Below are 12,306 nucleotides of genomic sequence, written 5' to 3'. Positions count from 1 at the left end.
TACGCTGCGGGAACGGATCGAATGGGCGACGCATTCTAGCGTAAACCGCGTGCGGCCTTAAGCACTGAACGATTCTGCGTGCCACGGCAATGGCGTTACACTGCGCCGGCGCGCGGCGGGATTTGGCCGGCAGGCCGTGGGCCAGGTGACGAGGAGACGATATGGCAGGAGCAGGGCGGAGGGACAATCTGCGTCGTATCGCGATTGCCAGTCAGGCGACGGGTTTCATCCTGATCCTGACGCTGGAGACGGTGATGGGCGATGCCGCCAGGCCGTGGCAGGGCGTGACGCTTGCCGCGATGCTGGCGACCGCGGCGTGGCTGGCGCTGGTGCGGCGCTACCGGCGTAATCGACAACGCCGCCGGCGCGAGGCGCGCGGCGACGTCTGACTGGCGCTGCGGCGCCTCGCTTCCACGATGAACCCTACGGTGCAGAGCCGCTACTGGGATTCCAGCACTGGCGAACACTGATCGAGCGTCTTGTCGAGCTCGGGTGGGCGGCTGTCGTCCTTGTCGCCTGGATCGTACTCCCGCTGCATCTTGCGAACCTCGGCCGCCGTGAAGCGAGCCTGGAGGGCGTCGGTGGCGCACTCGCAATAGCGTTCGACCTTGGGGCCTTCGATGCCGCTGGCAGTCATGTTGGCGCGACAGTGGGCCTGAGACGCGGCGACGGCCTTGGCCGACCATGGCGGGGGCGCTGGTTCGTCGTCTTGCGCCTGGGCTCGTGCCGTGATGGCGAGCGTGAAGCAGAGCGCGACGGCGGGGAAGGGACGAAGCCACATGAACATGATCGTTCTCCTGATGGGCAGTCCTCAACGGGCTTTTGCTAAAGTCGCTTTCTGAGGGGGCTCTTTTTCACTCTAGAGATTTCACCGGCGATTGCCATTAATCTTAGGTGTGACGGGCGCTTGCGTTGTCTAGTCAGCATTGCCGGGTTGCATCGGCGTGCGTCCGGGGAGCGAATCGCGAACGGGCGAGCTTCCCGGCAGCGAAGCGCGTGCTGGTCGGTTCCAGGAATAAAAACGCCCGCCAGGCAGAGCCTGAGCGGGCGTTTTGAAATTCTTGGTCGGAATAGCAGGATTCGAACCTACGACCTCTGCCTCCCGAAGGCAGCGCTCTACCAAGCTGAGCTATATTCCGATGGATCCGTCGAGTGGCTGTCTGTCCGGCTTGCTCGACGGAGGTGAATTATACGCATCGGCGGACGCGGTGCAACCCCGATCGTACTGCCTTTCAGACGTCGCGCTCTACGGCGACGCGGGTCAGCGTCTCCATGCTGTCGCGATAGGTGCTGGGCGCCAGAATCTCCAGCTGTACGCGAGCCTTCTCGGCCATCTCTTCGGCGCGGCGCTGGGTGTATTCGAGGGCGCCGGTATCACGCACGATGGCGAGGACTTCGTCCAGCCGCTCCAGACCACCGTCGCTGATCGCCTGACGGATCAGGGTGGCCTGTTCGGGTGACCCTCGGCGCATGGCATGGATCAACGGCAGCGTCGGTTTGCCTTCGGCAAGGTCGTCGCCCACGTTCTTGCCCATGGTCTTGGCATCACCCTGGTAATCGAGCAGGTCGTCGATCAGCTGGAAGGCGAGACCCAGATAGCGGCCGTAGAGTCGCAGCGCCTGCTCCTGCTCGGCGTCGGCGCCGGCGAGAATGGCGCCGCTATGGGAAGCTGCTTCGAACAGCATCGCGGTCTTGCCCTGAATGGTGTCGAAGTAGTCCGCTTCCTCGATGTCGGCGTTGCCGATGTTGGTCAACTGCTGGACTTCGCCCTCGGCGATGACGCAGGTGGCTCCGGAAAGTACCTGCATGATTCGCATCGAACCGACTTCGACCATCATCTGGAACGAGCGCGAATAGAGGAAGTCGCCGACCAGGACCGACGGGGCGTTGCCCCAGGTGTCGTTGGCAGTGGCCTTGCCGCGCCGCCGGCTGGACTCGTCGACGACATCGTCGTGCAGCAGCGTGGAGGTGTGCATGAACTCGATCAGCGTGGCCAGGGTGACATGTTTGTCACCGGGGGCGTCACCGTCTCGCGGATAGCCGAGCGCGCGCGCGGCGAGCAGCACCAGCAGCGGGCGCAGCCGTTTGCCACCACTCTCGATGATGTACTGACCGATGGTTTCGACCAGCGGGATTCGCGACGTCAGTTGATCGAGGATCGTGCGATTGACGGCGGCGAAGTCCTCAGCCACCGATGCATGGATGGATGCAGCGTTGGATTGCATGGTCGGCTTGTCAATGAATCGGGTGGGGTCGCTCGAAACCGGCCATGGACTGAAGAAAGCCTTGGGCCGCAGGAGGACGTGTGAGGGTATGCTAGGTGGCGCCTACAGGTGCGTCAACCGAAGCGGGGCGGAAGCGCACCGCACGGCCGCCACGCAGACGCGCTCCAGGTGCGGACATGATGCGCTAAAAGGTTGCCGGATGCTGGTGGAGTCGTTATAATCCGCCGCCCAACTCATCATGCTCCCTGTCAGATGGTTGCCAAAAGGGGCACCACTCGCCGCAGGTCGATGAAAGAGCGCCAACCCCGATGAGTGCCTGGAGAATCTTATGTACGCTGTTATCAAGAGTGGCGGTAAGCAATACCGCGTGCAGGAAGGTCTGACACTGAAGCTCGAGAAGCTGGAAGTGCCGACCGGCGACACCCTGGAATTCGACCAGGTTCTGCTGGTTGCCGACGGTGACGACATCAATGTCGGCGCACCGTTGATCGGTGGTGCCAAGGTGACTGCCGAGGTCGTCTCCCACGGGCGTGGCGATAAAGTGCAGATCATCAAGTTCCGCCGCCGGAAGCATCACATGAAGCGTCAGGGCCACCGTCAGTGGTTCACTGAAGTCAAGATCACCGGAATCTCCGTTTAAACGGAACATTCCCCCAGAGAGAGGTATTCGCCATGGCTCACAAGAAAGCCGCCGGTAGTACGCGTAACGGTCGCGATTCCGAATCCAAACGCCTGGGCGTCAAGCTGTATGGTGGACAGAAGGCGACAGCCGGCAACATCATCGTTCGCCAGCGTGGCACCAAGTTCCATGCAGGAACCGGTGTGGGTATCGGCAAGGACCATACACTGTTCGCACTGAGTGACGGCGTCATCAAGTTCGAGCAGAAAGGCCCGAAGAATCGCAAGTTCGTGAGTGTAGTCTCCGCCTGAGACGTCACGAACCTTGCATGAAAAGCCCCGCCCAGGCGGGGCTTTTTCGTTTTCCGGTCGTGCCTTTTCATTTTTGCGGTAGTGTCTTGCAGCATCCACGCGCGCGGCGCACGCCGCCGGGAGAGTGACATGCAGTTCGTCGATGAAACCTCGATCACCGTCGAAGCCGGCAGGGGCGGCAATGGCTGTCTCAGCTTCCGGCGCGAGAAGTACGTGCCCAGGGGTGGTCCCGACGGTGGCGATGGCGGCCATGGCGGCAACGTCTACCTGATCGGCGACGAGTCGCTGAATACCCTGATCGACTTCAAGTTCCAGCGCTTCTACAAGGCGCAGAGCGGCCAGCAGGGTCAGGGTCGTCAGATGAGCGGCAGGGCCGGCGACGACCTGCACGTCAAGGTGCCGGTGGGGACGACGGTGATCGACGAGGACACCCTCGAGGTGATCGCCGATGTTACCGCCGAAGGCCAGGTGGTACTGGTGGCCCAGGGTGGTCGCCGCGGGCTCGGCAACATTCACTTCAAGTCTTCGACCAACCGCTCGCCGCGGCGAACCACGCCGGGGACCGAAGGCGAGCGACGCAAGTTGCGTCTGGAGATGAAGGTGATGGCCGACGTCGGCCTGCTGGGGCTGCCCAATGCCGGTAAATCGACGCTGATTCGCGCGGTCTCCGCGGCCAAGCCGAAGGTCGCCAACTACCCATTCACCACGCTGGTACCCAATCTGGGCGTGGTCAAGATCGGCACTCACGAGCATTTCGTGATGGCGGACGTGCCCGGCCTGATCGAGGGAGCTTCCGATGGCGCCGGGCTCGGATTGCGCTTTCTCAAGCATTTGACCCGCACGCGGCTGCTGCTGCATGTGGTCGATGCGGCGCCTTTCGACGAGTCAGACCCTGTCGCGGCCGTCGAGGCGATCGCTCAGGAGCTGGAGCAGTTCTCGCCGACGCTTTCGGAGCTGCCGCGCTGGCTGGTGATCAACAAGCTCGATCTGTTGCCGGCGGAAGATCGCGAGGCGCGGGTCGCGGATATCGTTTCGCGTCTCGGCTGGCAGGGCCCGGTGTTCCAGGTTGCGGCGATCTCAAGCGACGGCACCGGTGAGTTGGTTCAGGCGGCACACCGCTGGCTGACCGAGCAGCGTCAGCTGGAGAACGAAGACGAGGAGGCTGCCGAACGTGAGCGCGACATGCGCCGGCGTATGGAGGCCGAGTCGGTGGAGCGGGTGGAGGCGCACCAGACCCGCCTGCGCGTCAAGCGGGGCGAAATCGTCGATGAGTTCGACGACGATGACGACGATCATGATGTCGAGATCGAATACACGCGGTAACGGCAACGTGGCTGGCGGAGGTTCGGGGCCGGCAATCAGGCGGAGAGAAAGATGACGGCGGATCGGCGGGTAGGGCGTGGCGTGCTCGAAGGCGCGAAGCGGGTCGTGGTCAAGATCGGCAGCGCCTTGCTGACCAACGATGGTCGCGGGCTCGACGAGTCGGCGATCGGCGGCTGGGTCGATCAGATGGCCGAGCTGCATCGGCGTGGCGTCGAGGTGGTGCTGGTGTCGTCCGGCTCGATCGCCGAGGGCATGGTACGCCTGGGCTGGCAGACGCGGCCGACCGCCGTGCACGAGCTGCAGGCCGCCGCCGCCGTCGGCCAAAGCGGGCTGTCCCAATGCTACGAAACGCATTTCGCCCGCCACCATCTACGCAGTGCCCAGGTGCTGCTGACCCACGACGATCTCTCCAATCGCAAGCGCTATCTCAACGCGCGGTCAGCGCTGCGCACGCTGGTTCAGCTCGGCGTGATTCCGGTGATCAATGAAAACGACACCGTGGTCACCGACGAGATCCGCTTCGGCGACAACGATACCCTGGGCGCGCTCGTTGCCAATCTGCTCGAGGCCGATGCGCTGCTGATCCTGACCGATCAGGAGGGTCTGTTCGACGCCGATCCACGGCACGATCCCGCTGCCAGGCTGATCGGCGAAGGTCAGGCGGACGACCCGCTGCTGGATGCGGTCGCCGGCGGGGGTGGCGCGCTGGGCCGGGGCGGCATGGCGACCAAGCTGCGCGCGGCGCGGCTGGCGGCGCGCTCCGGGGCGGTCACGGCGATCGCCAGCGGACGTCAGCCGTCAGTGCTGACTCGGCTGCTCGAAGGTGAATCGCTGGGCACGCTGCTTCACCCGGATCACGCCCCGCTGGCCGCCCGCAAGCGCTGGCTTGCCGGTCAGCTGCAGGTACGCGGCACGCTGACGCTGGATGCCGGCGCGGTCAACGTGTTGCGCTCGCAGGGCTCCAGCTTGCTGCCGGTCGGCGTCAAGCGGGTGCAGGGTACCTTCCGGCGCGGCGACATGGTGGTCTGTGTCGACGAGCAGGGCACGCGGGTTGCCAAGGGGCTGATCAACTATTCGAGTGTCGATGCCATGCAGATCGTGGGGCAGCCCAGCCAGCGCATTGCGGAAATCCTGGGTTACATGGAAGCGCCGGAGCTGATCCATCGTGACAATCTGGTGGTGATCTGACCTGATGGCACTCCAGTTGACGCTGGATCACCTCGGGGGCGTGTGATAGAATCCCGCATCCTCTCAGACATGGCCCGTTGAAGACTGCGCTAACGGCAGTCGAAAATGGTTCCCGAAACGCTTCACATTCGGGTGCCATTGAACATTCGGCCGAATCATTCAGGTTTGCCTGAAGCGGTTTCGAGGCTGGCCTGGGTGATTTAACTTACAGAATTGACTGTCAACATCTCCAAGGAGTCGACGGTGGCGAATACCAAACAGGCGCGCAAGCGCGCACGTCAGGCGGAAGACCGCCGCAAGCTCAACGCAAGTCAGCGTTCCATGGTGCGTACCTATATCAAGCGCGTGATCAAGGCCATCCAGGCCGGCGATCAGACGCAGGCGAACACCGAGTTCAAGGCCGCTCAGCCGGTCATCGATCGCATTGCCGACAAGGACGCCATGTCCAAGAAGAAGGCAGCGCGTATCAAGAGTCGCTTGAACAAGCGAATTAAGGCGCTGGCTGCCTGAGCCGGACGCGCTTGACGAAAAACCGGCTTCGGCCGGTTTTTTTGTGGCTGCCTTCCGTGGCCTCGCGTCGAGAGGGTGTCTCCTTGGCGACGATTTCGAGACGGCGATTGCGTGGCCGCTACACGGATGGCGAAGCGTGCAATGACGGATTCCCGTAGTGAGCGACAGCGCGTCATGAGCGAACAGCACAGTCCTGCAGACGACCCTGCGGACAATGAATCGGTAACCGAGGCGATGGCGGCGAAGACGGTGACTCCTGTCTCGCGCCGGGGATTGTTGCGCTCCGGTATGGTGGTCAGCACCATGACGCTGCTGTCACGCGTACTCGGATTGGCGCGGGACGTGGTGATCGCCGCGCTGCTGGGTGCCGGCAGCGGGGCCGATGCGTTCTTCGTGGCGTTCAAGATCCCCAATTTCATGCGTCGGCTATTCGCCGAGGGGGCGTTCAACCAGGCGTTCGTACCGGTACTGTCGGAATATGCCACCCAGCGCACCCGCGCCGAGGTCCGCGAGCTGCTCGATGCGGTGTCCGGCAGCTTGAGCGTAGTGCTGGCGCTGATCACGGCGATGGCCATCGCCGCCGCACCCTGGCTCGCGTGGCTGTTCGCGCCCGGCTTCCAGTCCGACCCGGGCAAGCTGGCGTTGACCGCTGAGATGCTGCGGCTGACCTTCCCGTACCTGCTGCTGATCTCGTTGACGGCGTTCGCCGGCAGCGTGCTCAACACCTGGGAGCGTTTCGCGATACCCGCGTTCACGCCGGTACTGCTCAATGTCTGCATGATCGGGGCGGCTCTCTGGCTGACGCCCTGGATGAGCGACCCGGCCATGGGCCTGGCCTGGGGTGTGCTGATCGCCGGCGCGGCGCAGCTGCTGTTCCAGCTACCCTTTCTGGTGCGCCTGGGGCTGATGCCACGTCCCCGGGTGGGATTCCGTCATCCCGGCGTCAGACGCGTGCTGCGCTTGATGACCCCGGCGCTGTTCGGGGTGTCGGTGTCGCAGATCAATCTGTTGCTGGATACGGTACTGGCCTCGTTCCTGGTCTCCGGTAGCGTTTCGTGGCTCTACTATTCCGATCGTCTGGTGGAACTCCCGCTGGGGGTATTCGGGATCGCGATTGCCACGGTGATTCTGCCGGCGCTCTCCAAGCGCCACGCCGATCAGTCGCGGGACCACTTCGCGCGCATGCTCGACTGGGCGCTGCGGATGGTGCTGCTGATCGGTTTGCCGTCGGCACTGGCGCTGATTCTGCTGGCCGAGCCGCTGCTGGTCAGCCTGTTTCACTACGGCGCGATGACCGATCACGACGTGATCATGGCCGCGCGCAGCCTGCGGGCCTATGCACTGGGGCTATTGGCGTTCATGCTGATCAAGGTGCTGGCGCCGGGATATTTTGCCCGTCAGGACACCAAGACCCCGGTCAAGATCGGTATCGTGGCCATGTTCGCCAACATGGTCATGAATCTGGCTCTCATCGTGCCGCTGGCTCACGCCGGGCTGGCGCTGGCCACGGCGCTGTCGGCATTTCTCAACGCCGGGCTGCTGGGGCTGGGGCTGCGTCGGCAGGGCGTGTTGCGCTTCCAGCCCGGCTGGGGGCGTTATGCACTGCAGGTCCTGGGCGGCTGCCTGCTGATGGGTGGCGGTCTGTGGTGGTTCTCGCCGGATTGGCATACCTGGGTGACCTGGAGCGCGCTGCATCGGGCCGGCATGATGGGAGCCCTGGTGGTTGGCGGCGCCGCCGTCTACTTCGGTTGGCTGGCGCTCAGCGGGATTCGGTTGAAGGACTTTCGCCTGCACGGCTGACACGAGCGGGGCCGCTTTGGTGATGGGACGAGCGCTTTGGTTATAATGACACCCTTTGAGGATGGCGAGTCGGTATGGAATTGATCCGAGGCTTGCACAATTTGCCCCCCGGAAACCCTGACTCGCAGGGCCGGACGTCGCGTGGCTGCGTGGCGACCATCGGCAACTTCGATGGCGTGCATCTTGGACATCAGGCCATTCTCGAGCAGTTGCAGACGCTGTCCCGTGCGCAGGATCTGCCGGTCACGGTGGTGATCTTCGAGCCCCAGCCGCGGGAATATTTCGCAGGCGACCAGGCGCCGCCGCGGCTGACCCGGCTGCGCGACAAGGTGGCGCTGCTCAAGGCGCACGGTGCCGACCGCATTCTGTGTCTGCCATTCAACGATGCCTTGCGCAGTCTGACCGCCCAGCAGTTCATCGAGCGCGTGTTGATCGACGGCCTGCAGGTCGAGCACCTGGTTGTCGGCGACGATTTTCGGTTCGGCTGCGACCGCGCCGGGGACTTCACGCTATTGCAGGCGGTCGGGCGCGAGCGCGGCTTTGCCGTCGAGCATACGCGGACTTTTGCCCTCGACGACGAGCGCGTCTCCAGCACGCGGGTGCGGACACTACTGGCCAGCGGCAACTTCTTCCAGGCCGCGCGCATGCTGGGGCGACCCTATGGCTATCAGGGGCGCGTCGTCCGTGATCGGCAACTGGGCCGTACCATCGGTGTGCCCACGGCCAACATCCCGCTGACGAGACGACCGATGGCGCTGCGTGGCGTATTCGCCTGCGCTACCCGGCTGCCGAACGGTGAATGGGCCGCCGGTGCCGCCAATATCGGCTGGCGGCCCACCGTCGGTGCCGATCGGCCCATGCTCGAAGTGCACCTGCTGGATCGCGAACTCGATCTTTACGGTCAGACCCTCACCGTCGTGCCCTGCGCCAAATTACGCGGCGAAACCAAATTCGACGAGTTCGACGCGCTGGTCAGCCAGATTCATCGTGATCTTGACGATGCCCGTCACTATTTTCTCCAGGCGCCCCGGCAGACGGCCGCGCAGGTTCCCGAAACGTCGCATGCCGAGATCTACGCGGCCAAGACCGGAGGGCTCTGCGCCGCCACCTTGCCTCAGGCGCAGTTTCCGCTCGCCTCGGCACCGCTGCCGCCGGACACCTCGAATACCGACGCGCCCGTGAACCCGGCGCCTCTCGAATGAATAGACGATTGATGACAGCCCGGTCGACCCGAACACAGCCCTGAGCGACCCGAACACAGCCCTGAGCGACCCGAACACAGCCTTGAGCGATCCGACTACAGTCCTGAGCGACCCGATTACAGCCCTGAGCGACCCGATTACAGCCCTGAGCGACCCGAACACAGCCTTGAGCGATCCGAACAGCCTTGAGCGACTCGAAACAGCCCTGAGCGACCTGAAACCAGCCTTGAGCGGACCGAAATAGCCATGAGCGACTACAAGCACACGCTGAATCTGCCATCGACCGACTTTCCCATGCGCGGCAACCTGCCGGCGCGGGAGCCGAGTCGAATCGCGCAGTGGAACGACATGAACCTCTACGCCAAGTTGCGCGAAGCGCGCCAGGGCCGCGAGCGGTTCGTGCTCCATGACGGCCCTCCTTACGCCAACGGCAGCATTCACATCGGTCACGCGGTCAACAAGCTGCTCAAGGATTTCATCGTCAAGTCGAAGAGTCTGGCCGGCTTCGACGCCCCCTACGTGCCGGGCTGGGACTGCCACGGGCTGCCGATCGAGCACAAGGTCGAAACCACCCACGGCAAGCATCTGCCGGCCGCCGAAGCTCGCGCGCTGTGCCGCGAATATGCTGCGGCCCAGGTCGAAGTGCAGAAGGAAGGCTTCGTCCGTCTCGGCGTTCAGGGCGATTGGGGCAATCCGTACCTGACCATGAATTTCGCCAACGAAGCGGGCGAGATCCGGGCCCTTGCCGAGATGGTCAAGGGTGGCTACGTGTTCAAGGGGTTGAAACCGGTCAACTGGTGCTTCGATTGCGGGTCGGCGCTGGCCGAAGCGGAGGTCGAGTATCAGGACAAGCAGTCCGATGCCATCGATGTCGCCTTCCCCAGTGTCGACGATGCCAAACTGGCCGCCGCGTTCGGGCTCGAATCGCTGCCCAAGCCGGCGGCAGCGGTGATCTGGACCACTACGCCCTGGACCATCCCGGCCAATCAGGCGATGAACGTGCACCCAGAGTTCGTTTACGCCCTGGTCGATACCGGCGAGCGTCTGCTGCTGCTGGCCGAGGAGCTGGTCGAGTCGAGCCTCGCGCGTTTCGGCCTGACCGGCGAGATCGTCGCCACCGCGCCGGGCGAGCGTCTCGAGAACCTCGCTTTCCGTCATCCATTGGCGGGGCTGGACGACGGCTACGACCGAATCTCGCCGATCTATCTGGCCGACTACGTCGAGCTGGGCGCGGGCACCGGGATCGTTCACTCCTCGCCCGCCTACGGCGAGGACGATTTCCATACCTGCCGCGCCTACGGCATGAGCTTCGACGAGATTCTCAATCCGGTCCAGAGCAACGGGGTTTACGCAGGCGATCTGCCGCTGTTCGGCGGCCAGATGATCTGGAAGGCCAATCCGCAGATCGTCGCCAGTCTGGAAGACGCCGGGGCGCTGATGGCCCACGACAAGATCACCCATAGCTACATGCACTGCTGGCGCCACAAGACGCCGGTGATCTACCGCGCCACCGCGCAGTGGTTCGTGGGCATGGACCTGGAAGGCGCCGACGGCAAGACGCTGCGCGACAAGGCACTGGCCGGCGTCGATGCCACCGATTTCATCCCCGGCTGGGGCCAGGCGCGGCTGCATTCGATGATCGCCAATCGGCCCGACTGGTGCATTTCACGTCAGCGCAACTGGGGCGTGCCGATCCCGTTCTTCCTCGACAAGGCGAGCGGCGAGCTGCATCCGCGTACCGTCGAGCTGATGGAGGCGGTGGCAAGCCGCGTCGAGCAGGAGGGCATCGAAGCCTGGTTCAAGCTCGAGCCGAGCGAGCTGCTGGGCGACGAGGCCGACGCCTATGAGAAGGTCACCGACACTCTCGACGTCTGGTTCGATTCCGGCACCACTCATTGGCACGTGCTGCGCGGATCGCATCCGCTCGGTCATGAACACGGGCCACGCGCCGATCTCTATCTCGAAGGCTCGGATCAGCACCGTGGCTGGTTCCACTCCTCGCTGCTGACCGGCTGCGCCATCGACGGCCATCCGCCCTACAAGTCGCTGCTGACCCACGGTTTTACCGTCGACGAGAAAGGCCGCAAGATGTCCAAGTCATTGGGCAACGTGGTGGCGCCGCAGCAGGTGATGGACAAGTTGGGTGCCGATATCCTGCGGCTGTGGGTCGCCTCGACCGACTACTCCGGCGAGATGGCGGTCTCCGATGAGATCCTCAAGCGCACCGCCGATGTCTACCGACGGATTCGCAACACCTCGCGCTTCCTGCTCGGCAACCTGACCGGCTTCGAGCCGAGCCGCGACGCTGTGGCCTTCGACGACATGCTGGCGCTGGATCGTTGGGCGGTGGATCGTGCCGCCGAGCTGCAGGGGCGTATTCGGAAGGCCTACAGCGACTATCGTTTCCGCGATGTCTATCAGCAGGTCCACGATTTCTGTGCGCGGGACATGGGCGGCTTCTATCTCGATATCATCAAGGATCGCCAGTACACCACCCAGCCCGATTCGCTGGCCCGTCGCAGTTGCCAGACCGCGCTGTATCATATCGTCGAAGCGCTGGCACGCTGGGTCGCGCCGATTCTGTCGTTCACCGCCGAAGAGATCTACGAGAACATCCCCGGCGAACGCGGCGCGAGCGTCCATCTCGAGACCTACTATGACGGCCTCTCCATGCTGCCCGAAGACGCCGCCATGGGGCGCCAGTTCTGGGAGCAGGTGATCGCGGTCAAGCAGGCGGTCAACAAGCAGCTCGAGGATGCCCGCAACGCTGGCACCATCAAGGGCGCGCTGGACAGTGAAGTGACGCTCTACGTCGACGATACGCTGAACGCGCTGCTGTCACGGTTCGAGGATGAGCTGCGCTTCGTGCTGATCACCTCCGAGGCGACGCTCCAGCCGCTGGCGCAGGCCGGCGACGCCAGGGCCACCGAGCTCGACGGTCTCAAGGTCGCGGTGGCCATGAGCCCGCATGAGAAGGACGAGCGCAGTTGGGAGCGCCGTGCCGACGTGGGGGCGAATCCCGACTATCCGACGCTGTCGGCCCGATCCATCGCCAATCTGCCGGATGGCCCGGGAGAGGTACGTCGCTTTGCCTGAATCCACGTCTTCCCAACCCATCGACCGGTCGC

At 64.0% G+C, this 12,306-nt stretch carries 11 protein-coding genes and 1 tRNA gene; 9 read left to right on the top strand and 3 right to left on the bottom strand.

The genetic code is table 11. The features are described 5' to 3' along the window. The first annotated feature begins 161 nt into the window (after positions 1-161). The gene (locus BTW07_RS10935) at positions 162-389 is read left to right on the top strand and encodes a hypothetical protein (RefSeq protein ID WP_075570213.1); all 228 of its coding nucleotides are present in this window, start codon (positions 162-164) and stop codon (positions 387-389) included. A gap of 50 nt (positions 390-439) precedes the next feature. Here BTW07_RS10935 and BTW07_RS10930 read toward each other — a convergent pair whose 3' ends face one another. The 3 genes from BTW07_RS10930 to ispB all read right to left on the bottom strand — a co-directional run bounded on the left by BTW07_RS10930 (position 440) and on the right by ispB (position 2,225). Beyond that, positions 440-787 carry a hypothetical protein gene (locus BTW07_RS10930; protein ID WP_075570212.1) on the bottom strand — a complete coding sequence of 116 codons (348 nt, stop codon included), beginning with the start codon at positions 785-787 and terminating at the stop codon, positions 440-442. A gap of 275 nt (positions 788-1,062) precedes the next feature. Then, positions 1,063-1,139, bottom strand: a tRNA-Pro gene (locus BTW07_RS10925). Between the two features lie 93 nt (positions 1,140-1,232). After that, positions 1,233-2,225: an octaprenyl diphosphate synthase gene (gene ispB, locus BTW07_RS10920; protein ID WP_075570211.1), complete on the bottom strand. Its 993-nt coding sequence runs from the start codon at positions 2,223-2,225 to the stop codon at positions 1,233-1,235. A 328-nt stretch (positions 2,226-2,553) separates the two neighbouring features. Here ispB and rplU point away from each other — a divergent pair, with 328 nt between their 5' ends. From rplU to ileS, 8 genes are all read left to right on the top strand, one after another. Next, positions 2,554-2,865: a 50S ribosomal protein L21 gene (rplU, locus tag BTW07_RS10910; protein ID WP_075570209.1), complete on the top strand. Its 312-nt coding sequence runs from the start codon at positions 2,554-2,556 to the stop codon at positions 2,863-2,865. A 32-nt stretch (positions 2,866-2,897) separates the two neighbouring features. Further along, the gene (gene rpmA / locus BTW07_RS10905) at positions 2,898-3,155 is read left to right on the top strand and encodes a 50S ribosomal protein L27 (protein ID WP_075570208.1); all 258 of its coding nucleotides are present in this window, start codon (positions 2,898-2,900) and stop codon (positions 3,153-3,155) included. Between the two features lie 129 nt (positions 3,156-3,284). Continuing rightward, a complete protein-coding gene (gene obgE / locus BTW07_RS10900) occupies positions 3,285-4,478 on the top strand; it encodes a GTPase ObgE (protein ID WP_075570207.1) in 1,194 nt (397 codons plus the stop codon). Positions 4,479-4,529: 51 nt separating this feature from the next. After that, positions 4,530-5,666, top strand: coding sequence for a glutamate 5-kinase (gene proB, locus BTW07_RS10895; protein ID WP_075570206.1), 1,137 nt, complete (start codon positions 4,530-4,532; stop codon positions 5,664-5,666). 243 nt (positions 5,667-5,909) lie between these two features. Then, positions 5,910-6,176 (top strand): 30S ribosomal protein S20, encoded by a 267-nt coding sequence (gene rpsT / locus BTW07_RS10890; protein ID WP_075570205.1) that lies wholly within the window; start codon positions 5,910-5,912, stop codon positions 6,174-6,176. A gap of 234 nt (positions 6,177-6,410) precedes the next feature. After that, on the top strand, positions 6,411-7,976 hold the full coding sequence (murJ, locus tag BTW07_RS10885) for a murein biosynthesis integral membrane protein MurJ (protein ID WP_075570230.1): 1,566 nt from the start codon (positions 6,411-6,413) through the stop codon (positions 7,974-7,976). Between the two features lie 74 nt (positions 7,977-8,050). Then, positions 8,051-9,178 (top strand): bifunctional riboflavin kinase/FAD synthetase, encoded by a 1,128-nt coding sequence (gene ribF / locus BTW07_RS10880; RefSeq protein WP_075570204.1) that lies wholly within the window; start codon positions 8,051-8,053, stop codon positions 9,176-9,178. A 246-nt stretch (positions 9,179-9,424) separates the two neighbouring features. Beyond that, on the top strand, positions 9,425-12,274 hold the full coding sequence (gene ileS, locus BTW07_RS10875) for an isoleucine--tRNA ligase (protein ID WP_075570203.1): 2,850 nt from the start codon (positions 9,425-9,427) through the stop codon (positions 12,272-12,274). Positions 12,275-12,306 lie beyond the last annotated feature (32 nt).

The organism is Salinicola socius (assembly GCF_001937195.1).
In the GTDB taxonomy this organism is placed as follows: domain Bacteria; phylum Pseudomonadota; class Gammaproteobacteria; order Pseudomonadales; family Halomonadaceae; genus Salinicola; species Salinicola socius.
Note: the sequence above shows the minus strand (reverse complement) of the source record. Positions and strands in the feature narration are given on the sequence as shown.